General features: G+C 42.7%; 28 protein-coding genes and 1 pseudogene. 25 read left to right on the top strand and 4 right to left on the bottom strand.

Annotation, left to right across the window (positions count from 1 at the left end; translation table 11 throughout):
* Positions 1-30 precede the first annotated feature (30 nt).
* The 20 genes from IPJ71_19465 to IPJ71_19370 all read left to right on the top strand — a co-directional run bounded on the left by IPJ71_19465 (position 31) and on the right by IPJ71_19370 (position 15,893).
* Positions 31-582: a hypothetical protein gene (locus tag IPJ71_19465; protein MBK7845820.1), complete on the top strand. Its 552-nt coding sequence runs from the start codon at positions 31-33 to the stop codon at positions 580-582.
* Between the two features lie 190 nt (positions 583-772).
* Positions 773-1,087, top strand: coding sequence for a hypothetical protein (locus IPJ71_19460; protein MBK7845819.1), 315 nt, complete (start codon positions 773-775; stop codon positions 1,085-1,087).
* 64 nt (positions 1,088-1,151) lie between these two features.
* Positions 1,152-1,886 carry a hypothetical protein gene (locus tag IPJ71_19455; protein MBK7845818.1) on the top strand — a complete coding sequence of 245 codons (735 nt, stop codon included), beginning with the start codon at positions 1,152-1,154 and terminating at the stop codon, positions 1,884-1,886.
* 22 nt (positions 1,887-1,908) lie between these two features.
* The gene (locus IPJ71_19450; GenBank protein ID MBK7845817.1) at positions 1,909-2,235 is read left to right on the top strand and encodes a hypothetical protein; all 327 of its coding nucleotides are present in this window, start codon (positions 1,909-1,911) and stop codon (positions 2,233-2,235) included.
* Positions 2,236-2,578: 343 nt separating this feature from the next.
* A complete protein-coding gene (locus tag IPJ71_19445) occupies positions 2,579-2,959 on the top strand; it encodes a hypothetical protein (protein MBK7845816.1) in 381 nt (126 codons plus the stop codon).
* Complete coding sequence (locus IPJ71_19440; protein MBK7845815.1) at positions 2,956-3,696, top strand: hypothetical protein; 741 nt, start codon at positions 2,956-2,958, stop codon at positions 3,694-3,696. Before IPJ71_19445 ends, IPJ71_19440 begins: the two co-directional genes overlap by 4 nt.
* Positions 3,680-5,752 carry a TraM recognition domain-containing protein gene (locus IPJ71_19435; protein ID MBK7845814.1) on the top strand — a complete coding sequence of 691 codons (2,073 nt, stop codon included), beginning with the start codon at positions 3,680-3,682 and terminating at the stop codon, positions 5,750-5,752. The genes IPJ71_19440 and IPJ71_19435 overlap by 17 nt, the downstream gene beginning before the upstream one ends.
* Before the next feature lie 355 nt (positions 5,753-6,107).
* A complete protein-coding gene (locus tag IPJ71_19430; GenBank protein MBK7845813.1) occupies positions 6,108-6,887 on the top strand; it encodes a ParA family protein in 780 nt (259 codons plus the stop codon).
* 20 nt (positions 6,888-6,907) lie between these two features.
* Complete coding sequence (locus IPJ71_19425) at positions 6,908-8,689, top strand: hypothetical protein (protein MBK7845812.1); 1,782 nt, start codon at positions 6,908-6,910, stop codon at positions 8,687-8,689.
* Between the two features lie 61 nt (positions 8,690-8,750).
* Complete coding sequence (locus IPJ71_19420; GenBank protein ID MBK7845811.1) at positions 8,751-9,569, top strand: hypothetical protein; 819 nt, start codon at positions 8,751-8,753, stop codon at positions 9,567-9,569.
* 128 nt (positions 9,570-9,697) lie between these two features.
* A complete protein-coding gene (locus IPJ71_19415; GenBank protein MBK7845810.1) occupies positions 9,698-10,033 on the top strand; it encodes a BrnT family toxin in 336 nt (111 codons plus the stop codon).
* A complete protein-coding gene (locus IPJ71_19410) occupies positions 9,996-10,262 on the top strand; it encodes a hypothetical protein (protein ID MBK7845809.1) in 267 nt (88 codons plus the stop codon). Before IPJ71_19415 ends, IPJ71_19410 begins: the two co-directional genes overlap by 38 nt.
* A 153-nt stretch (positions 10,263-10,415) precedes the next feature.
* Positions 10,416-10,733: a hypothetical protein gene (locus IPJ71_19405; GenBank protein MBK7845808.1), complete on the top strand. Its 318-nt coding sequence runs from the start codon at positions 10,416-10,418 to the stop codon at positions 10,731-10,733.
* On the top strand, positions 10,730-11,053 hold the full coding sequence (locus tag IPJ71_19400) for a helix-turn-helix domain-containing protein (protein MBK7845807.1): 324 nt from the start codon (positions 10,730-10,732) through the stop codon (positions 11,051-11,053). The genes IPJ71_19405 and IPJ71_19400 overlap by 4 nt, the downstream gene beginning before the upstream one ends.
* A gap of 321 nt (positions 11,054-11,374) precedes the next feature.
* Positions 11,375-12,061, top strand: coding sequence for a hypothetical protein (locus tag IPJ71_19395; protein MBK7845806.1), 687 nt, complete (start codon positions 11,375-11,377; stop codon positions 12,059-12,061).
* Positions 12,027-12,278 carry a hypothetical protein gene (locus tag IPJ71_19390; GenBank protein MBK7845805.1) on the top strand — a complete coding sequence of 84 codons (252 nt, stop codon included), beginning with the start codon at positions 12,027-12,029 and terminating at the stop codon, positions 12,276-12,278. Before IPJ71_19395 ends, IPJ71_19390 begins: the two co-directional genes overlap by 35 nt.
* Before the next feature lie 523 nt (positions 12,279-12,801).
* Entirely contained in the window at positions 12,802-14,820 is a 2,019-nt protein-coding gene (locus IPJ71_19385) for a DEAD/DEAH box helicase family protein (GenBank protein ID MBK7845804.1), read from the top strand.
* Positions 14,780-15,121 (top strand): hypothetical protein, encoded by a 342-nt coding sequence (locus IPJ71_19380; protein ID MBK7845803.1) that lies wholly within the window; start codon positions 14,780-14,782, stop codon positions 15,119-15,121. The genes IPJ71_19385 and IPJ71_19380 overlap by 41 nt, the downstream gene beginning before the upstream one ends.
* A 208-nt stretch (positions 15,122-15,329) precedes the next feature.
* Positions 15,330-15,569, top strand: coding sequence for a hypothetical protein (locus IPJ71_19375; GenBank protein MBK7845802.1), 240 nt, complete (start codon positions 15,330-15,332; stop codon positions 15,567-15,569).
* Between the two features lie 177 nt (positions 15,570-15,746).
* Positions 15,747-15,893, top strand: coding sequence for a hypothetical protein (locus IPJ71_19370; GenBank protein MBK7845801.1), 147 nt, complete (start codon positions 15,747-15,749; stop codon positions 15,891-15,893).
* Positions 15,894-16,084: 191 nt separating this feature from the next.
* Here IPJ71_19370 and IPJ71_19365 read toward each other — a convergent pair whose 3' ends face one another.
* The 4 genes and pseudogenes from IPJ71_19365 to IPJ71_19350 all read right to left on the bottom strand — a co-directional run bounded on the left by IPJ71_19365 (position 16,085) and on the right by IPJ71_19350 (position 17,895).
* Positions 16,085-16,387 (bottom strand): hypothetical protein, encoded by a 303-nt coding sequence (locus IPJ71_19365; protein ID MBK7845800.1) that lies wholly within the window; start codon positions 16,385-16,387, stop codon positions 16,085-16,087.
* A gap of 46 nt (positions 16,388-16,433) precedes the next feature.
* Positions 16,434-16,667 (bottom strand): hypothetical protein, encoded by a 234-nt coding sequence (locus IPJ71_19360; protein MBK7845799.1) that lies wholly within the window; start codon positions 16,665-16,667, stop codon positions 16,434-16,436.
* A gap of 560 nt (positions 16,668-17,227) precedes the next feature.
* Positions 17,228-17,569, bottom strand: a complete 342-nt coding sequence (locus IPJ71_19355) for a putative addiction module antidote protein (protein ID MBK7845798.1) — start codon at positions 17,567-17,569, stop codon at positions 17,228-17,230.
* Positions 17,562-17,895: pseudogene (locus tag IPJ71_19350) on the bottom strand (type II toxin-antitoxin system RelE/ParE family toxin). Before IPJ71_19350 ends, IPJ71_19355 begins: the two are co-directional and overlap by 8 nt.
* Positions 17,896-18,085: 190 nt before the next feature.
* Between IPJ71_19350 and IPJ71_19345 the strand changes: the two are divergent.
* The 5 genes from IPJ71_19345 to IPJ71_19325 all read left to right on the top strand — a co-directional run bounded on the left by IPJ71_19345 (position 18,086) and on the right by IPJ71_19325 (position 20,617).
* Positions 18,086-18,256, top strand: a complete 171-nt coding sequence (locus IPJ71_19345) for a hypothetical protein (GenBank protein ID MBK7845797.1) — start codon at positions 18,086-18,088, stop codon at positions 18,254-18,256.
* A gap of 48 nt (positions 18,257-18,304) precedes the next feature.
* Positions 18,305-18,604, top strand: a complete 300-nt coding sequence (locus IPJ71_19340) for a hypothetical protein (GenBank protein ID MBK7845796.1) — start codon at positions 18,305-18,307, stop codon at positions 18,602-18,604.
* A gap of 146 nt (positions 18,605-18,750) precedes the next feature.
* Positions 18,751-19,095 carry a type II toxin-antitoxin system RelE/ParE family toxin gene (locus tag IPJ71_19335; protein MBK7845795.1) on the top strand — a complete coding sequence of 115 codons (345 nt, stop codon included), beginning with the start codon at positions 18,751-18,753 and terminating at the stop codon, positions 19,093-19,095.
* Positions 19,088-19,417: a helix-turn-helix transcriptional regulator gene (locus IPJ71_19330; protein MBK7845794.1), complete on the top strand. Its 330-nt coding sequence runs from the start codon at positions 19,088-19,090 to the stop codon at positions 19,415-19,417. Before IPJ71_19335 ends, IPJ71_19330 begins: the two co-directional genes overlap by 8 nt.
* Before the next feature lie 354 nt (positions 19,418-19,771).
* Positions 19,772-20,617: a hypothetical protein gene (locus IPJ71_19325; protein MBK7845793.1), complete on the top strand. Its 846-nt coding sequence runs from the start codon at positions 19,772-19,774 to the stop codon at positions 20,615-20,617.
* Positions 20,618-20,670 lie beyond the last annotated feature (53 nt).

Here is a 20,670-nt window from a genome sequence, read left to right as displayed (position 1 = left end):
CCCAATCTTTAAGACCTCTGGAGGTTCTCTATGAAATTGGCATTTGAAATACTAAAGCCACAAATTCTAAAAATCCTTCTCTTTTTGGCCCTCACATCTTGGGCTTGTTTTGCGACTTTTCAAGCAGTCAAAAATCAGGGCAAAACCCTCCTGATCGGCATTGATGCCAACGGCACCAGAATTATCACAAGCCAAGACGATCCTCTCTTTAAGACGGAGCTCACTTCATTTTTAAAGCACTATTTCTCAAAGGCCTACAACTTCACCCCACTCGATTTCTCCCAAAACGTGGGAGAGGCCACAAATCTCATGTCTGAGAGTCTTTGGAAGAGTGAGGGAGAAAATATCCAAAGATTAAAGACAGCCGTTGAAAAGTCAGGCCTTGTGCAAAACTCAAGACTTCGAGGACTCAGCCAAGTCGATAAGGAGAACTTTCAAGCTCTTTTGCAAATAGAGCAGAAATCCCGCCTTCAGACCGAGAGTTTTCAAGTGAAAGTGATTCTCAAGCTCCAGCGCATCGAGAGGTCAGACATCAACCCCTGGGGCATGGAGATCATAGAACTTCGGGAGGAAAAACTATGATTTTAGCCCTTTTTCCCTGCTTTTTAGTGTGTATTTTGAGTGTTTTTGTAGGCTTTTTTCCCTATTTTTTCGCAAAAGCTCAGGCCGGATTTCTTCTCAGTTCTTCGATCGCTCTGAAGTAGGCCTGATCTACATCAAACCCGGACTCTCCAGTGTCATTCAATTTCCCTGCGATATTGATGAAGCCAAGGTGGGGTTAAAATCAAGCCTTGAAGTTCAGGTCTCAAAAACTCTCAAATCTGAACTCGTCCTATCGGCCAGGACAAATCTGGTTGATCCGACCAACTTGATCGTTCGATGCTCCCATGGGCTTTTTGTCTTCGACGTCATTGCAAACCAAAGACTTCATCAAGATGTGATCAAAATTTTGGGAGCCGTCAAAGGACCCGCCTTCACCGAAACAGTCTCCTACGAGAGAGAGCAAAGCTCCGCATACCTTAGGGACCTTTCAGCTCAACTCCTTCGCCTCAGATCACATCCTCGACGGGCATTCTTTACTCAATGAGCCAGAATCAGTTAAGGAATCTGTCGATGATTTTAAGACAATTGAAAATCACTCTCCAAAAGAAATGCCTTCAGTTACTGAAACCACGGCTCCGAATACCAAAAGGAGCCGGGCCAAGATCGAAGTAGATAAAAAATCTGCCCTTTCTCAAAGTGTCAGATCCAATCTTCCCCAATATTATTTGGCAGTAAATTCCCAAAAATCAAAAGACACTGAGAGTTCCATTATTCTTCCCATGGACTCAGTCAAGGAGACTCTCAAAACTCTAAGGCCTGGGGATATTTTATCAGCTCAAGTTGAACACTCCGTCATTGCCTTCCCCGATGAAAAGGCTCCGGTTGTGGCCCGAATTACCTCAGGTCATCTCGCCCAATCAAGACTCGTGGGCTTCTCCCGCCTTGAGCCAAACTCAAATCGAGTCTTCATTGATTTTGAAATGCTCTCTCCCAAATCCAAGGCCCAAGCTTTTTTCTTCAAAGGCACAGCTCTGACAGAGCTCGGCACTCCAGGTTTTGAGGGCATTCATCATTCAAAAGAGGCCAAGTATTTTGCAGGCGATTTTATCTCCACTTTTATGGCGGCCTACTTTGACGCTCAGGTTCCAAAATATCTGACTCCCTTTGGGGGAACCATTGAGGACACCTCCATTAACTCCTCAACAAAAAAAGCTCTCAGCCAAAGTGCCATGAGCTCGGCTGAGAGGTTTCGAGAAAAGCTTAAAAAGTTTCCTGAGTTCTCAGAACTCAAAGGTCCATTTGAAATCAAAGTTCTAGTTCTTGCCACTGCCATCGAAAACTAACAATTAACAAGAGGAGTCGAAAATGTCCGTTATCAAAATAAATTCCGAAGCCGCAAGTCGAATCAAGTCTTTCAAGGAGCATGCAAAAGGCATGGGACTGAGGAGCTCTGATTGGACCAAAGTTATCTCTCATCTTATTTTAATGGAAAAAGATGAGGCCTGGTGGAATCTCATCAACCGTTATGCCGAGGAATCCTTTTTGCTCGGCAAGGCCATTTCAGATCCCGAGGTCAGAGGAAAACTTCTGGGATTGGTGAAGGCCTCTCCTCCCAGATCGAGACTGATATCAAACAAAGACCACCACAACACTCCAGAAATTGTCTTAAGAAAGCACGGCGAGAGGCCATGAAAATAAAGAGCCTCTTTTTTCTTCATGCACCGGAGCCTGTACCGCGACCTGTACCGCTGGGGTGTACCGATTACCCCCTTCCAAATGGTATAGGCGCCGGTGCACCCGAGGGGGAGTTAAACTATTGAATTTGATGATTTTTGGCTCTGGCTTTGGACTGCGTCCATTTTGTTGACCACCCACCCCCAACAAATAGTTGAGGTCGGGTGGTCAACAAACCGCCAGAGCCCGTTTCGGACGAAGATTTTGAAGTAGATGGAGAGCACAGAAGGAAGAGATGGGAGGGGGTGCAACATGAGGGAAGAGAAATGGATCATCTAAAAAATAGGGAGAAAGTGTGATCGTGGATTTCATCAAAAAAACAGTTGATCGAGATAATAAAATCCAACCCATTCTTCACAGATTTTTGAGTTCTCATTGCGTTGATGGGTACGGTTTAGGTTACGTTTTAGGGCTTCAAAAAATCACACCTAAAACGTACCCTCACACGTATCCCTCAAATTCATATCCTATTGAAATGAAGTGTGTTCTTGGCTCGGGCTTTGGCTATAGCCAATCTCAAGACCACCCACCCCCAACGAGTAATTGGGGTCGGGTGGTCTTGAGAACGCCCGAGCCATTCGGAAGGGTCCCAAAGATTGGAATAAAAACAGGGGGTGAGGTTAATGAAATGAGAATTATTTTTGAAGACACAACGAAGATTGATGCACAGAGGAAAACATGAAGTCGCCAGAGAGATTTTTTAAGGAACCATTGTCGCTCACACAAAGAGATCTTCTTCTACTTGAGTTCTTAAACGAAATGGGACCCATGGAACTTGAACCTTTAGCCTATGCCTTCTGGGGACAAGACTGCTGGGAGACGAAACTCAAAAATTCAAGGAATCGCATCAATCGGCTCAGATCAAATGGACTCATCGAGGCCATTGTCCTTGGAAGGAAAATTCTCTTCTATCGAACAACCCCCATGGGAGTCTCGGCTCTTAAATGGTATCGACCCGAAGTCCGTCGGCTCAAACCAACAACTCAATTTTCATTTAATGTAAATCACTCAGTCCTCGTCGCTTGGAACAGGATCAAGCTCGAACAAGTCCTCATAGCACGTTCTTGGAAATCCGAAAGACGACTCATCAGCGAAGATCTCCCCCTTCAGAGAAAAGCTCTCATGAATAAAATGAAGGTCTTCATCCCCGACGGAGTTTACACAAATCAATTTTCAAAAAATGTCATATTTGAAATGGAGCACTATCCAAAGTCCCCCGCACAAAGAAAGATCAGGATTTCAAAACTCAAAGGTCTATTGACCTATCTGCCCACACACTACCAAGCCATTCACATCGTCTGCACCTCTCAACTTGTCGCTGAGAGTTACAAAACTCTGACGCAAGGATTGAAAGCTCAAGTTCAGTGGATCGGGGAAATATTTGATCAAGGAGAACTCTGCCATGTCCTCAAAAAATAAGATGAATGAAAGTGATCAAAACGGAGTCCTCATTGTCTCAGGATTCCTGGGAGCTTTACTTCTTCTTGTCAAAGTTGCCAAATATCTGCCCATGGTTTTCTTAGGCCTTTTGCTCGGTCTTGTTTTGGGCGGAGCTTGGGGAATTGAAAAACCCGCTCAAACAAAAGTGTTTGTGTTTCTCACAAACCTTTTGGTGCCATTGGCAATAACTGTTTTTGTATTTGGGTTTCCGACACCGGGACACATCTATTGGGGGATTTTCGAATATCAGTGGGGAATTGATCTCTTCCAATGGATGGCCTCCACTTACAATCACTTGATTGAGACTGGACCCTTTTATCTATGGATCAAAAAGATCCTGAAACTTAAATCCCTCTCGACCGTTGATGTGCAGCTCTACTTTTTAAAAGTCTTTCTCCTAGGTTTCTTTGCCCAATTTGGTTGGTTCTTCCTCAACATCCTCTTGAAAGGGGCTCTGTCAAAAAACCTCATGGCCCCTTTAGCCAGTAACTTCTATCAGTGTTTTAGGCCATTTCTCGATTCTGCTTTCTTGAGCTCCTTAAGACCGGCCACTCCTCAAAGGGAGAGTTTTTTAAAAATAGGATTTTCAAGCCTATTTCTCTTGTCAGGATTTTTTGAGCAGTTCTCAGACGTCTCTCCGATGATTCAGGCCGCAGCTCTCCCCTATTTCGTCTTCCCAACTTTAGGACTCTCCATTCTCCGACTCACTCCTCATTTAGCCCAAAGCATTCTTAAATATTCAGAAGATCAGACTCAACCACAAAGAGATGAAATTCTGATCGGTCATAAAATTGGAAACAAAAATCAGCCTGTCTATTTAACAAAGGCCAATCTCAATTATCATGTTCAGCTCATCGGTGGCAGTGGTGCCGGCAAAACCACATTGATCCAGGTCATTCTCTCAAGGCTCATTCCTCAAAAAATGGGAATCATCTTCGTCGATCTCAAGGCTGATTTTGACACGATCCAGTGGATCAAAAATGAGGCCCAGAAAACTGATCGATTGCAGGACCTGGAATTCTTCTGCCTCACTCAGCACAAAATCTCTAAACCCTATAACCCCATCAAACATGGAACTCCTCAGGAAATTCTCTCCCAGATTATGAACTCCCTTGATTGGTCCGAGGAATACTATAAGAAAACCGCCTCCCGAGCTCTCTCTGATCTTCTCTTAGCCCTTTGCCAAATCAGAGATCATGAGAAATCCGAATTCACAATTGAAGACCTGGCCCGTTATCTCTCTCAACCCGATGAACTTGAAACACTCGCCGTTTCAGAATTTCTCGACAATGACACAAAGCAAACTTTGAGAGATCGAGCTGAATCATTAAGAAGCAAAGACGGAGCTCGTGAAATATCTGGTCTCCTCTCTGATCTTATCAATATATATAGATCCTCGGCCGGTCCCCTCATCGGAAAGCAGTCCATATCCCCTTTGGCTATTGATCTCAAAGACACGATGAAAACAGGTAAAATCACGTACTTTCTTCTGAACTCCATGGCCGACAAAGCCTCCTGCACTCAGCTTGGAAAATTGGTCCTTCAAGATCTCATTAGATCCGTCGGCGAGATCTACGACGAGGTTCCCGAAAATGAAAGAAAGCCATGCCTATTGATAGTCGATGAATTCGCAAGCTTTGCGACCGACAACTTCATCGATCTTCTCAATAGAGCAAGAGGTGCAAAACTCGGAATCATGGTCGCCCACCAATCCCGAGGAGATCTGATGAAAGTCTCCCCCACTTTTTGTGATCAATTGGAAAGAAACTGCAATACCAAACTGATCTTCGGAACCGACAGCCCCGATGATGCAGAGTATTTTGCCTCCATGGCCGGCACACGAACCATACAAAAATCAACAATGCGTTATAAACGAGGACTGCTCTGGGATCAAAACACCGGAGATAGATCCGTCAGGGACACTGAGGAATTTGTCGTGCACCCAAATCAAATCCGACAACTCGGGCAAGGACAGGTGTTGAAGATTTCGCGGTTAGTTAGTGAAGAATGCATTTTGTGTCAAATACGCGCTTAGGCGATCTTTCAGATGGTTGGCTTGATTTAGTCCAGTTTTGTAATTTTTTATTCGATATTGCTTTGAATTGAAACCGAATTGTTTTTATAGTTTTTATATAAAAGTTTTCGGCCAAAATGGAGGATTGATTTTATGCAGGACAACTTAATAAGTATTAGATCAACGGACCTGAGGACAGCCTTAAATATTGCTCCAGCAACTATGAATGACCTTTTGAAAAAACTGGAGTTCAGTATTTGCCGGGACAGGCCAAGCCGGGTCGAGGCGCAGCTAAGGATTTTCATCATCTGACTCAAGACGACTTCTTGAGGCAAAGGGATTTGTCTATCCAACTCCAGCAAAAGTTATCTCGTTCATGATGTGTAAGGGCGGAGTTGGAAAAACAACATCAAGCTTTTTCGTTGCAAACAGAATGGCCGCTTATGGAGCTCGAATTCTAGTTGTCGACGGCGATTCACAGGGAAATCTCACTTCTGCATTTGATTTAAGTTCCATGAAGATTGAGATTGACGAGGAAACTCCAATTCTAGTCGATCTTTTGACCAAAGATGCCTCAATTGATGAGGCCATCATAGCATTTTCGCCGTTCCTTCACCTAATTCCTTCAACGCCACTGAATTCAATATTGGAGAGCAAGATTAGGGATAACTTTAAGAATCCTAGCGTTCCTTTCTCAAAAATATTTGAGATTGTTAAAGATAGGTACGATTATATCATTATTGACTGCGCTCCAGCGTTGAACCTAACTAATACCGCAATCATTTGTGCCTCTGATTTAGTTGTTTTACCGGTAGCCCCAGATAAGTTTTCTCAGATCGGACTCGAACAAACTCTCAAAGAGATCCATCAAATAGAGGAAGACTTTCCAGAAATTGGAAATAGGGAAACCAGGGTCATATTCACTCGCTTTGATGCTAGGGAATACACTTCTCTCAAATACCTCTCCGAAATAGCTGATAGCAATAAAGAAAGAATGTTCAAGACGATGATACGGACTGCGTCCGATCTTAAAAATGCAATTACAAAAAAGGAAGATCTCTTTCAATACAAAAATTCTAACGCCAAGGATGACTATGACTCTTTTGTTAAAGAAATAATGGGGATTGACACTTTTTTTTCTAAGAAAAGTAACTAACTCTTTAAGGTATTTATAAAATGGCTAACATTGACGACGTGCTCGAGAAAAATAAAGTTCGAATTGATAGAATTAATCAGCCAAAAAAAATTAGAAGAACCGGAGCAACTAGACCTTGGCAAATCGGACAAACGGAGAGGCTATCCGGAGCATCTTCGGAGCAGGACATTGAACAACTCAACCCTGTTTTAAAAAATGCCCTTTCGGATGAACTCTCGCCGGCAATAAAAAATGAGATCATCCCAGACAAGGTAGATTTAAATTCATCGAGGAACAAAGTATCAAACAAGTCGCTAGAGGCTTCAGGATTGGCTACAGGAAGTGATGTCATACCCCCTACTTCTGATACCCATTTTTTAAAAACAGGCCAATTAAAAGAAACTACTGACACAATACCGACACAAATAAAGACAATACCGACACAGATTTTTGAACATAGTATCGAACCGTTAAAAACCTTTAGCGGAAAAATTACCGACACGATACCAACACAAAATGAAGTAAATATCCAACACGATACCGACACAAAAAAAGGTTCAATACCGACACAAAAAAAGAGAATTAATTCCGAAGAATATCCCGCCATTAATCATTCAAGAACGTTATCTAACAACATTACCGACACGATACCGACACAAAATGAAGTAAATATCCGACACGATACCGACACAAAAAAAGGTTCAATACCGACACAGTTGCGACACACAACCGAAACAAATGGAATAGATCACAACCCTATTCTAAATAAGTCAAAAAATAGAGTTAACCGACACATTGCCAACACAATGCCGGCACACACTCCACTCAATGTTCAGATAAAAGCGACACAACTCCGACACGCATTCGACACAATACCGACACCACATCCGACACAGTCCCGACACAGCATACCAAACCATACCGACACAATTGATCGCGATCTCCTCGCGCTGCGTGGTCACCGGCTCAGAGTCTTTCACTTTTGTTATGAAATGACTCTCAAAAGCAATTTTCAAGGATTCAGAACAACCTACGATTCCATCGCCATCAACATCCAGATTCCCCTCGGCAGTGTACGAACGACAACAAAGAGACTGAAGTCCAGTGGCTTTATCGAACTACAAGCTATTGGAAAAGGACGTGGAACATTAGTGCAAATTCTCGTTCCAGATTTAGTATCCAAACTGTATTCCAAACGCCTAAATACCGACACAATACCAACACATCTGGTGGAAAAAAACCGACACAACACCGACACCACAAACGACACAAGACGCGCTAGTAGTAGTAGTGATTTTAATAATATTAATATTACTAATACTAGCGGCTCTGAATCCAAGCCAACTGACCTACCCGAAGAGTGGATCGAGATCCAGACACCCGAAAATGTGAAGGCCATTGGTTTTGGTCAGACTCAGATCAAACAACTATTCCAGTTGGGTACCTTATCCGCATCAGAGGTTCAGGAGTCCCTGGATGCCTTTGCTTACGATCTAGAAGTGGGAAAGGTAAATAGTCGCGGTTCAAAGCTTGGCTTTCTGATGGGCATCCTCAGGCGTTCTGGAGCCTACATTTCTGAAGGTCTAGTGAACGAGCTCAAAGTCCAGGTGGAGAACAACGAAAAGCGCAGACGTGAGATGGCGGACCTTGAAAAGCGCCAAGCTCAGGATAAGTTGACGGCTAAAGCTCAGGAGATCGCATCTCACATGACAGAGAGGGAGAAGCTTTCACTTGTTCCCGAAAACGGACTGGTCAAGATCGGCAGTGTTTCTCATGAGAGGCTCGTGATGGCTAAAATTGTTGAGGGCCTCTCAAAATCTTAAAAAAACTATCTTCGGATCGGGTAGGGGACAAAGGGATCCCGTTTTCATGGAAGGAGGCAAGGTGGGTCAGTTTTGCAGAAAGCAATACAATTCGGAATATTACCTTCGCAACAAAGAGCGAATCAGAGAACATCGGCTCAAGAGAAAGACTGAAATTCAGGCCTCAAAAGTTGAATCTCAACTCTCCTTGTTTGAAATTCAACGTGGTCCTCAAATAGGTCAACCTCGGAGTCAAACTTTCAAATTTGAATTACTTGGCCTCCTGGCCCAGATACTCCTTATTGCTGGAATCACTTACTTTTTACTCCATGAGGCAGTTGAATTTTATCAGTCAAACAATTCAAACCTTGAACAATCAATTCTCGCGGCCGTTCTCGTTGAAGGACTGTTGATCGTGTTTGCATTTCTTAAGCCCTCAAATCTGCCAAGTCAAATTCTGGTCAAAGCAGTGCTCGTGATTCTTTTTCTCTATTCATCCTGGTCCTTTTCTTCAAATGTGATTGGTAAGGGGATGGGCAATATTGCTCAGGGAGAGGTGCTGCGAGAAAGCATTTCCGGTCTCAAAGCAACTATGGCCAAGAACGACTTGGCGATTGAGATATTCATGAATAAAGCTTGGCTCTCAGCGGCCAGAAAACTCACAACCGAAAACAATGATCTCAGAAGACGCCTTTTAGAGCTTCAGGCCCAGGAGATGAATCAGAGCCGGCCTGAGGGAGCTCAAATGAGCAACACATTCTCCCTCGTTGCCCTGAGATTCTTATTTCAAATATCAAACATTGTCCTCGTTCATCAATTAGGTTCAGGTTTTCAAAGGCAATTTCGGTCTCGGCGCAGGACTCAAGTCTGGCGAGGCGAGATGAGTTTTGCTGCGGTATGATGAGAAATCAATCTCTCAATAGACTATTTGAGCCCTATTCTAGGGCTCAAAACATTGGATCCTCTCTTCATATAACCATCTGAATTTACCAGGAAATAATAAATTGACATTTTGTATTTACATTTTGCATGTACATTGCTATACTCAACCTAGTGAAGATTAGCTATTTCAACTGGGATCAGCATAACGAAAAGAAGTGTCAGAAGCACGGCCTGTCGATAGCCATGATCGAGGCGTTCTTTCTGAGTGATCCGTTGGTCACATCTGATAATAAACACAGCGAGGCCGAAGATCGGTACGTGGCTTTCGGTCTTTATGACGGTAGGTACTTGGTAGGGGTGTTTACGCTTCGGGTAATTGAAGGTCGATTTATGATTCGTGTAATTAGTGCCAGATACGCGAAGAAAAAGGAAATAGAGGCATTAAATGAAAAAGAAAAAAGCAAAAAAAGCAAAGGTAAGTAAAAGTGTAAAGAGTGACCCTGTGGAGAGGGATTTTTCAGATCTCATCAAAAATGGAGACTGGAAGCCATTCTCTCATTACTTCCAATTTGTCCCTAAAGATAAGACGGTGACGTTTCGGATATCGGATGATCTTTTGAGGAGACTTAAGGAACTTGCGGAATTAAAGAACACAAAATATCAAAGGCTCATTCGCGAGGCATTGATTCAATATCTTGAGAAGGCATCGTAGGGCGGGTTGGTGGCCCAAGACTCTGTATTTTTGCAATAGGGCCAATTTTATGAGGTCTAGGCGTTCTAGGCTTAGAATACCATGGTTTAGCTTGCGATAACTACTACTCTGTAGTACCTTAGTGGGATGAGGCGAGTCTTTGTATATGCAGCTATGATTCAATCCCGACTCGCAGAGTTTAGCGACTCTGATGCGAAGGCTCGTGAAATTGAGAATGTGATTCTTAATAACCCTGAGGCGGGTGACATCGTGCCGGGAACCGGTGGCGTAAGAAAATTCCGACTGGCCGATGAATCCAGGGGTAAGGGAAAGCGAGGCGGTATCAGGGTTTTGTTTTTGGATTTGTCCCATGTGGAGAAATCGCATGTGCTGTTTCTCTTGAAGAAGGGAGAGTCTGAGGACATAAGGCCCGATGAAAAGAAATTGATTCGCGAACTGGTAGCAACTTTGAAAAAGGAGAGTAAGCCGTGAAAGCAAAAAAATCTGTCTTGGGGCAAGCCCTGATCTCCAGTCTAACTGCGGCCGTAGCTCATGAGCGTGGCGAAACTGAGCTTAAAACTGTTGAGCGTGAACTTGCTCCGCCTGCACCTGAGTTTTCCAAATCTGAAATCAAGAAATTGCGCGAAGCCCTCCATTGTACTCAGCTCGAATTTGCATCACTTCTAAATGTAAAACAGGGGACAGTTCGTCATTGGGAACAGGGTTTGCGGAAGCCTTCTGGCTCTGTCTATCGTCTGTTAGAAATTATTGCCAAGAAACCGGAAATCGTAAAAGAGCTGAAGGGTGCTTGAGAGGAGTTTGGTTCGGAAAATCGATTGTGATTATGAAGTGATTGACTCAGTAGCATCTGCCTTTTTGATCGATAAAAATGGTTATAAGCTTAAAAATATCATATAGTTGACGTTTTCTCTCTAACTCGAGAGTGATGGCTCATCCGATTAAATTGTAACAATCGTAACAGGCGGGGAGGTCCTTTTGGGCCCCGGATTCTGCATGAAATCATGTATGATTATTGCACTTTTCTTACATTGGAAGTTACGTGACGCTTGATATTATATAATGCATCGAATAATTGTCCCTCGTCTTTTATCTAATAGCTAAAGGAGAATTGCATGTCGGGAAAAGTGTGTTGCTTATTGTTTTGTTTTCTCATGTCCAATGCGGCGCAGGTAACAGCAGAACAGGTTGATGAATCTTCGCGACGACCAAAAGCCAGTGATCTTCCTCTTTCTGAATTGGTCTTAAGGGTTATCGACACCGATTTGGTTGTCCCAGGAAGAAGGCGGGTAGAGAACCCAAATATCGTGTTTTTGAATAAGCAAGATTTTTTATTGCAGATGAAAACGCACCTTGATGAGTTGGTCGCTGATTACAAGTACTCATATGGATCAATCTCAGGAAATAGAATCAGGGGAACCGATCGCAGTAGAACTGTTGTTGATGCTTTATTTGAAAAGACAGGGTGGTTTTCTTCAAAGCCTACCGATTCAAAAGTATTTATTTTTTCTGGATTTTTCAATGAAGAAGCAGTGGGGCAAGTAGAAGGGGAAATGGGATTTTTTGAGAGAATTCTGCACAGGGCATCATCTCAGGACATCCAATGGTATTTTTTCAACAACAACCTGTATATTAGCGCGATAGGTGAAAGAGAATGGTTGGCTGATAGCCTGCACATCCTGAAGTTTACAACAGAAGAGCATAAAAAGGAAATAGCGGACTTTTTGAGCAGAACGATACCAATCATTCAGCAAAAAAGTAGAGGACATGAAAATCTTTATCGACGAGAGACCTGTGTCTGATGATGACCAATGGACAAAATTTCAAGAATTAGCTCGGAGGTATACAGAAGTAGGAAACAGAGCCGATAATATAGTGCGTGAATTGAGAAATTTTAAATATGGAAAAAGTCTGTCAGCGGCTGTCGATAAAATCAGAGAAAATGAAGAGCTAATCGCTCAAATCAAGGCAAGAATCGATCTGCTTTGGGGTGAGACCGGGATGCGATTGACGGAATAAAAAAGCAAGTACTTGTTGTTCAATTGTGTGTGCCCCATGGAATATTGGGGGCATGTGTTGATTCTTTTTATCAACCAAAAGCACAGTTCGTTGCCATGGGGGGTAACTGGGCCGCAGTCGATTGTCCATTACGATTATTGGATACGTCTGTGAAGTTCCTCCAAGAAAAGATATCAGATTATAGGAATTTTCTTACATCAATTAAACTTGCACACTGTGCATCTAGTTGTGCTAGATTCAGCCACCTTGATTTTGAGGCCTCCTCTTAAAGATGGCGACGAAAAAGAAGATTTAGGAGAAGTTGTTTTTTTCGGGCCTCATAATGGGAGTAAATCGGTGTCGTCTTTGAGAGTATTGGCTTTTTTTCTGTTACGATCATTCCGGTTTTTTTGGAAGTTGGTTTGAATCCAGGGCTTCCTCGTCAAATTCTAAGTCTTGCAGATTATTTGTATCAGACTCATCCAAGCGTGAAGTATCCACCCTTTCCTATGGTGGCCTTTCCCAGTGGCTTTCAAAAGAGCCTTTGTTTTTGGGTCTTCCGTGGACTGTGACCTCAGAGGGGATAAGCCTTAATGGGTTAGTGATTCAGTCGACCGAGGAAGTTGAGGCAAGGCTTGTGATATCAACTGAGCTCAAGCGACTTTATTGGCCAAGTCGTGGCCTCACCGGCGGAGTCCCTCCTAGAGATATTATTCTACAGGCTTTAGTTGGAACGCAATTTCATCCCTACAATTCAACAGCCAATGGCCCAAGAATTCTAAAAGATTCTCAACGAGAGGCTGTTCGAGTCATAGAGTCTTTTCGCAACCGTGGCCGTGATAGAATATTGCTGGTAGCCCCTCCCGGGTTTGGTAAGACTGAAGTTGCAGTTGAATTTTTATCTAAGGCTAGATTTGCTTCTGGTCTTCGCCTTATTATTGCAGACCGAGTCCTTAATCTAAGAGATTTTTCAAGGAGTCTGAATCTCAGGGGTATTTCACATAGTCTGTGGTCGGCAAATTCGCAAGAGCGTCCTAATTTAAGAGCGGCTGCGATCGAATCCAGGTCAGCTGAAAAATATGTCGTCACAACGACGGCCACCCTTAGAAATCAATTTAAAAGTTTGAATGAAAAAGAAAGAGATGAACTCGCGAGCGTCTTAAAATTGATGGTCTATGATGAAAGCCAACATTTGGGAGCTCCTCTCATGCGTGATTTTTTAGAGGACTTGAATACTCGGAAAGATTTTTCTGGGTTTATTCTGGGTCTTACGGCAACTCCTGTGCACCGAGACATCTCTCTTCAGGAGATGTTCTACAATCAGAGCTTTTGGGTTCATCTTGATAGCGCTGAAAAGGTGATGAATCAGACTGAATTTCTCGAAAGAAATGTCAGTGATGTGGTTGAGCAGCTTTATCAAACCTTTTCAAAGGGAGAGCTGACTCCATTTGATCAATTATTTTTTCTCTCAAAAGAGATATTTGGGATTGAAGATCTCTTCGTTCAAGGTCTGGACAATCTCGATGTGCCAGGCTGCCGCTACGTCATAAATCCAAAACATTACGAATATATTGCTCGGTTTTTAAAGAGACTAATTCAAGAAAAAGATAAGGTACTGATTGTCGCAAACTCAATTGAAGAAGCTGAGTCTTTGAGCAAAGTTTTCAAAGGTGTATTTCCAAGTCATTTTGTCGAGTTTGTTCATTCAAAACAAGAGATCGACACAAATATTGAAATTATAGAAAAGTTTAAGAAAGCTCAAAAGGCAATAATTCTATCGGTTCGTATGCTTGATGAGGGGGTTAATTTATCAGATCTTGATCTATTAATCGATCTTAACTCCACGGCCAGTGTCACTCAGTTTTTGCAAAGACTCGGTCGTCTTCTCCGACTTAAGGAAGGAAAGTCTTGGGTAGATGCTGTAAGCCTTGTTGAAATAAATGAAGACACAGCAGTTGAGTTGCTGAGCATCTTGAGTGAGGTAAAAAATATGACTCAACCCAGATCAAATGGTCAAAGGCCATTGAAGAGGCAATATCCATCAGTCTCGGCAGTAGGCATAGACCAACATATATTCGCACAGGACTCGTGGAATAACCTTAAATCAAGTATTCAAGAGTTCTGGCAACGAAGGCAGTCCAAGTGGCGGCCTTTTGAAGTGGCGAGAGAATGGGCGAGAAATAGCGGAATTAAATCCAGTTCTGAGTGGAAGAAGGCCTCTAAAGAGAGGCGGCGTTTACCTGAAGATATTCCGGGTGCTCCAAATACCGTGTATAAAGGAAAATTCAAAGGTTGGGGCGACTGGCTTGGGACAGGTAGGATATCTAAACTTGGGACTGATTGGAGATCCTTTGAAGAAGCGAGAGAATGGGCGAGAAGTAGCGGAATTAAATCCAGTACTGAGTGGATAAAGGCTTCAATAGAGGGGCGTCTCCCTGAAGATATTCCAAGTAATCCCAATGTTGTGTATAAAGGTAAATTTCAAGGTATGGGCGACTGGCTTGGGACTGATTGGAGATCCTTTGAAGAAGCGAGAGAATGGGCGAGAAGTAAGCGGAATTAAATCCAGTACTGAGTGGATAAAGGCTTCAATAGAGGGGCGTCTCCCTGAAGATATTCCAAGTAATCCCAATGTTGTGTATAAAGGTAAATTTCAAGGTATGGGCGACTGGCTTGGGACTGAATGGCGATCCTTTGAAGAGGCGAGGGAATGGGCGAGAAATAGCGGAATTAAATCCAGTTCTGAGTGGAAGAAGGCCTCAACAGAGGGGCGTTTGCCTGTGGATATTCCGGGCAATCCCTATGCTGTGTATAAAGGCCAATTTCAGGGTATAGGCGACTGGCTTGGTAAAGAGATCAAGTGACACAGAACTTGAGATGGTCCTTTTTTACTAGGTTCAGACGGATGCCTTTGGCTAGAAGCTTCAGCACGTCACAATCATCCAGATATGATTATGGGAGTTTTCTTACATCAACACAGGGCTGACGCTTGACATTAGATAACGCATTGAGTAGAGAGGTGCCAATTGGAATTGGCTATCGATTCGAATGAAAAATGAAAGGATAAGTTTTATGATGGTTGCTTTTGGCCGGATAATTATCTCGAGTATTTTTATGGGGGTCTCTTTTCTAGGCCAAGCCTACGTCTGTATGGAGGCATATGAAAGTTCGAAGTCTATCGAAATTTCATTGCAACATGTTTCGCCACGCGATCAGTTAAGTGAGATACAGAAGTACACTAGTGATACTTGCGCCTCGCTGAAGGTTTTGTCTGTTTTTTCTGATCATGTGCAGATTGGAACAATAAAATAGAACAACACGTGTACTATCCGCCACTTCTTCCGGGTCGAAGAGACGCAGCCGATAGAAAATCCTGCAAAGTTGCTGTTCCGTATCATATTCCCAGCGAATCCAAGGAAGAAATAATTGAATGCTTTATGGATACAGAATGTCCAACGGAATTTCTCAACAAGCCGATTATTTGGGAAAATGAAAAACATTCGGGCGGTGATTTTACGGCCTGTTAAATATCGGCAAGTCAGTCGTCATCTTGATCTATCAACGGCTTCGGTCTTATACTCTTGTGAAAAAGCCCTTCTCTTTGAACTCATTGTTATCTCCTATCGGTTTGATTAAACCGCTCGAAGAAAACTGTCCACTATTATTGGGGAACTCTATGTCTACGCAATTAAATACTTCCGCACATATAGCGCCTTATAACTTTCGCTGGGATCTTTGTGCGGAAGTATTCTTGGTTCAGGCCTCCTTTTTTTTGCGTTGGCTATATTTTTTCCTTCTAGTTGTTCGCGCAAGTAGGTGACTTCATTTTATGGAGCAACAGGGATCAAATGAAATCTTGTCCAATCTTCAACCTTCATATTTGCTTTGATTGGCACCTGTATTTTATCTCCTTCTCCTGTGGCATAAGAGTCTAATTGAAGCAAAAGCTGATTTACATTAGTTGCTAAAAGCTCGAATTCAAAAACCTTTTCGTAACCAGTATTTTCTATCTTAACTGGAGTATACTCTTTACCGTCAGAAACAATTTTCAGCTTGTGGCAAATACCCGGCTTTTTAAAGTTGATAAAATTCTCTACCCTACAACCTATTTTAAAATTTCTAGATTCCAACTCAAACTGATTTTCACTTAAATAGAAAATTGGAAAAAAGGAATAATTATCCCAAATGTATGTTCCCAGTTGCCGAGTTAAGGATTTCCATTCTCACACGTCCGACATTCTTGCCATTCTTTTTTAGGAAGTCAGACCAGTAAACATTACCTGGGAAAATTGCAGATATTGATTTCTTACCATATTGAGATTCCATATCCTTAAAATAGATATCACGACGAACCGTGGTACAGCTGGAAACAAAAATTACAAAAAGAATAAGTGATAACCTACTAATCATCGAGTAGAATTACCTCACACCTTCATGAAGAGCGCAAGGTAAAGACCCTCACAGATCCCGGCGTGCGAATTTCCGCACCGGGATCTTCAAAGTGATTCAACAACATTTCAGTAAGCATTTTTTACCCATACACAAAAATCGCGCAATAAAATATCAGAGATCAATCAGCTACTGCTGCACATATAGCGCCTTATAACATTCGCTGGGATCTTATGGTTTGTTCGCTCATCTCACAAGTGGAGGCGTTCAGCTTGAGATTTCTGGTCGTCATGTTTACAAACTCAAGTATCCGTAGCAATTCTCATGCGGCAACCTTCATCCTTGAGATTGTTGGCCCGGCCCCCGTCATCTCTCTTTTTCCTTAAGCATCGGCATTGGTATATTTCACTGTCTACTTTTTGATTTATGGCAAAATCGGGTGAAAATTGTTAGTAAATTATCGAGCGCGAATAAAATATCCATGTCCATTTGATCCATCCAAGATTATCTTGAGATGTTTTGGAGTTTTTTTGCCTAAACGCATGGGTAAATCATTTTGGAGCTAGATTTTGCCGTTTCCATTATCCCACTTTCGCCGCAGGGTCGGCCTCTACGGTGAATCGAAGACCGAGTGCATGAATTAGTTGATAAATTGTTTCGTAGCGAGGCTTGGCCTCTTTTTCTTCGTCAAGAATACGGTAGAGAGATTTTTTACTTAATCCCGCATCGTTTGCGAAGTTCTCATAGCCACGGGCCTCGGCAATTTCACGAATGGCCATCAAAATCACTTCGGGCATATCGGAGTTATCTTCAATGGCGGCCTTAAGGTATTCCCGTTGGTTTTCTGTGCTTTGTTTTAACCATTGAATAGTGCCTTCTTTGTGGTCAGCACCAGCATAAGTTTTGCCTTTAATTTTAATCATCGCTCCTCCTCTTGAAGTCCGCCCAATAAAGTTTAGCGGTTTCAATGTCGTTGGTTTGAGAGCTTTTATCGCCCCCACAGAGAAGGACGATGATTTCCTCTCCGTGTTGGGCGAAATAAACTCTGTATCCAGCACCGAAAAAATTCGAAGCTCACTCCGCCCTCACCGACTGGCTTAGCATCGCCAAAATTTCCGACGGCTAGCCGTCGGATTCTCAACCGAATACGAGCGGCCACGGTACGGTCTAAATCCAATAGCCACTCTTCAATTGGATTCTTGCCATTAGTGGTTTCGTATTCAATAAGCCGTCTCGGTGTTGCTTGCACAGATTAAAAAGTAGCCGATTGACTACTAAAAGTCAAGCGGAACTTGAAGTGCCGGAAAATACCTGAATGATTATAGGGATTTTCTTACGTCAGCACAGACTTGACGCTTGACATCAAATAATTCAGCATGTCAAAAGAGTGCATCCCTTAAAACTCTTAACTTTGTAACTTTAGGATTTAGGAGCGAAATATGAAGAGATCGATCATCCCACTCGTCGTTTTGGCCTTTATTTTTACTTCATATACTGAGTACAGCTTTGGAGACGCTTTGTTTCAATTTCGTCAAGATGATGAAGTGAAGACTAGCACTAGACTTGAAAAAAAGCAGTCGACCGATGATCGAGAACTTTATCCCTGGTGATAGAAGGTTCTCGTGCAAAGGAGATCTTTGAGCTGTTAAAAAAATTTGATGGTGAAACTGAGAGGTATGGAGCGACTGATGTCGATAACAAATTGGGAGAAAATGTTGCTTGTGCCCATTCCCGCCAAAGGTACGGTTATAAGAATAAGAAAGAAGCAAACAGTTACGTGTGTTGGTTCAAATTTGGCATTGAGGTTGGGCAAGTTATCCGTTAGAAGGGCGGTGGCCAATGCGGCGATCGATCGGATGTTTGAGCGGGACAAAATAGTGATTTTTGAGGGGCCAAGTTACCGCATGAAAGGACGAATTTTCTTACATAGATTGAAATTGATGTGGCCTTGCATATAGTCTCTCGCCCCAAAATCGCCCAGACCTAAAAAACACACGAAGTGTTCCGGTCGCCAATCGCGCGATCTTCTCCTACTTTCTAGAAGTTACAGCTATTTAAATTATGACCTTGACGTCATATGAATTATATGTCATATTTAAGGACGATGTGGAAGATCACCGAGACAAGCACCTTCAGAGAGTGGTTTGCGGAACTGGATGTGTCGGCTCAAGCCGACATTGTTGAAGCAGCCCAAGTGTTGAAAAGTTATGGTCCCCAGCTGGGCCGACCTCATGTAGATACAGTTTATGACAGCCGCCACTCCAACATGAAGGAACTCCGGGTTCAAAGCAAGGGACGGCCATTTCGGATATTCTTCGCTTTTGATCCCAAACGTCAGGCGGTTTTCCTCATCGGTGGAAACAAACAAGGCGATAAGCGTTTTTATAAACGCATGATCGCCAAAGCAGATGAATTATATGACGAATACTTGGAGGATCAAAATGGCTAAAACAAAAAAGAAATACTCAGACTTTTTTGAGAGCGCCGGAGAAGTCATGCCACAGGACAAGTTTAAACGAGCCGTTGAGCGTGGCGAACAGGTTGTGGCATTTCTTCATTTAGCGGAAGCCCGAAAAAAGATGGGCCTCCGTCAAGTAGATGTTGAGGGTTACACGCAAGACGAGATTTCAAAGATTGAAAACCGCTCTGACATCAAACTCTCCACCTTGATCGACTACATGAAAAGCATTGGAATGGGGATCAAGATTGTGGGTATCCCTCAAAACGATGATGAAGAGGAGTTTGAGATTTTGACAGCCAAGGCGAAATAATCGATTTGGAAGGCCGGTACATTATTGAACTGGCATGCCCGATTGTCGAATTTCCGCGATTTGTGCCAGGCGATTTCCTGACCATGTGCCAGTCATAAAACAGCGAGCGGCAAGTTTCAGTGGGAAATTTCCTGTGGCACAAGATGGAGGAAATCTGACAACAGTCTTGAAATGCAGTCCAAATGGCTATTTTAGTTGTCATGATTTAACAAGCACAAGCGGTTCGGAACTCATCTACTTGGGAACGCAATTTTGACTTTTTCCGTTTTTTCAATAAAATTGTACACATACTGGTTCGATTTTTAAGGCACATCATCGATATATCGAAGCGAAATCTTGGATTTGGAGACTTATATGCGCAACACTTTTATCTTGTTCACTCTTTTATTTTCAACCCTACTTGCGCAAGCACAAACATTTCAAAAGACAATTCCGTATCAACAAAGCCAATGTCATGGTGGGAAATCCAAAGTCGAACTCTTATTACGCTTTGATAAAAAAATAGCGCCTGAGGAAAATGATTTTTCAGGAGCTCCTATGGTTTTCATCAAAAGCCCTAAGCCTCAAATCGTAGAATCTCTGTCTGATCCATATCCAGGAGATTTTAGTTTCGTGAAACCTAACGAAGGCTCGATTTGTGATAAGACTCAAGGCTACGAACTTAATAATGGCATTGTGGCTATTCTTTACTCGAAAGACAATCGCCCATTCAAAGAGCTCTACCAAGTCGTTGTTTTCAATACTCACACAAACAAGATTTTGGATAAGAAGGAAATTGGTGCGGTGACGCAACTACTTTCTGCGAAGAATGGATTTGCTTTCGCAACAATGATTCCTAGAAGTGATGTGGATCAAATCAATATGACATCTAATACCGGCCAAAAAATGTCGGCGTTCGATAAAGATCTGGAAGCCGTCGAATCAATTAAACTTGAAAATGATAAATTGAAGGTAGAGTTTGACCCTAATTTAAGCTTCGAAAACAGCAACTGGAAAAAGTATTTTAAGAATAAAGATGATTATTTAAAAACTGCAGGATGGTCCCCTGAAAAAAAAGATTTCTCTAACTCCGTTGTGTATGAAGCAAGCTACTTTAATAGAAACGAAAGTGACATCCAGGAGTCCTGCATTGTCATGGTGAAAAAACGCGGAGATCCTATTCAGACTTCGATGTGGCGATGCCTTAGGGAGAAACAGTGATGATTGTGACATGCGGAAGTATTGAAAAGCGTTTACAGGACCACACCGCTTGC

The organism is Bdellovibrionales bacterium (genome assembly GCA_016714165.1).
In the GTDB taxonomy this organism is placed as follows: Bacteria; Bdellovibrionota; Bdellovibrionia; order Bdellovibrionales; family UBA1609; genus JADJVA01.
The sequence above is the reverse complement of the archived record's forward strand: the minus strand, read 5'-3'. Positions and strand labels throughout refer to the sequence as shown.

Excerpts from the sequence above, each read along its gene's own strand:
- IPJ71_19325 (MBK7845793.1), top strand. The coding sequence starts at position 19,772 with ATGCGCAACACTTTTATCTTGTTCACTCTTTTATTTTCAACCCTACTT.
- IPJ71_19395 (MBK7845806.1), top strand. The coding sequence starts at position 11,375 with ATGTCGGGAAAAGTGTGTTGCTTATTGTTTTGTTTTCTCATGTCCAAT.
- IPJ71_19355 (MBK7845798.1), bottom strand. The coding sequence starts at position 17,569 with ATGATTAAAATTAAAGGCAAAACTTATGCTGGTGCTGACCACAAAGAA.
- IPJ71_19425 (MBK7845812.1), top strand. The coding sequence starts at position 6,908 with ATGGCTAACATTGACGACGTGCTCGAGAAAAATAAAGTTCGAATTGAT.
- IPJ71_19430 (MBK7845813.1), top strand. The coding sequence starts at position 6,108 with ATGATGTGTAAGGGCGGAGTTGGAAAAACAACATCAAGCTTTTTCGTT.
- IPJ71_19405 (MBK7845808.1), top strand. The coding sequence starts at position 10,416 with ATGATTCAATCCCGACTCGCAGAGTTTAGCGACTCTGATGCGAAGGCT.
- IPJ71_19360 (MBK7845799.1), bottom strand. The coding sequence starts at position 16,667 with ATGATTAGTAGGTTATCACTTATTCTTTTTGTAATTTTTGTTTCCAGC.
- IPJ71_19410 (MBK7845809.1), top strand. The coding sequence starts at position 9,996 with ATGAAAAAGAAAAAAGCAAAAAAAGCAAAGGTAAGTAAAAGTGTAAAG.
- IPJ71_19335 (MBK7845795.1), top strand. The coding sequence starts at position 18,751 with ATGTGGAAGATCACCGAGACAAGCACCTTCAGAGAGTGGTTTGCGGAA.
- IPJ71_19435 (MBK7845814.1), top strand. The coding sequence starts at position 3,680 with ATGTCCTCAAAAAATAAGATGAATGAAAGTGATCAAAACGGAGTCCTC.
- IPJ71_19440 (MBK7845815.1), top strand. The coding sequence starts at position 2,956 with ATGAAGTCGCCAGAGAGATTTTTTAAGGAACCATTGTCGCTCACACAA.
- IPJ71_19450 (MBK7845817.1), top strand. The coding sequence starts at position 1,909 with ATGTCCGTTATCAAAATAAATTCCGAAGCCGCAAGTCGAATCAAGTCT.
- IPJ71_19370 (MBK7845801.1), top strand. The coding sequence starts at position 15,747 with ATGAAAAACATTCGGGCGGTGATTTTACGGCCTGTTAAATATCGGCAA.
- IPJ71_19415 (MBK7845810.1), top strand. The coding sequence starts at position 9,698 with ATGTACATTGCTATACTCAACCTAGTGAAGATTAGCTATTTCAACTGG.
- IPJ71_19455 (MBK7845818.1), top strand. The coding sequence starts at position 1,152 with ATGCCTTCAGTTACTGAAACCACGGCTCCGAATACCAAAAGGAGCCGG.
- IPJ71_19340 (MBK7845796.1), top strand. The coding sequence starts at position 18,305 with ATGGTGAAACTGAGAGGTATGGAGCGACTGATGTCGATAACAAATTGG.
- IPJ71_19390 (MBK7845805.1), top strand. The coding sequence starts at position 12,027 with ATGAAAATCTTTATCGACGAGAGACCTGTGTCTGATGATGACCAATGG.
- IPJ71_19375 (MBK7845802.1), top strand. The coding sequence starts at position 15,330 with ATGATGGTTGCTTTTGGCCGGATAATTATCTCGAGTATTTTTATGGGG.
- IPJ71_19465 (MBK7845820.1), top strand. The coding sequence starts at position 31 with ATGAAATTGGCATTTGAAATACTAAAGCCACAAATTCTAAAAATCCTT.
- IPJ71_19345 (MBK7845797.1), top strand. The coding sequence starts at position 18,086 with ATGAAGAGATCGATCATCCCACTCGTCGTTTTGGCCTTTATTTTTACT.
- IPJ71_19330 (MBK7845794.1), top strand. The coding sequence starts at position 19,088 with ATGGCTAAAACAAAAAAGAAATACTCAGACTTTTTTGAGAGCGCCGGA.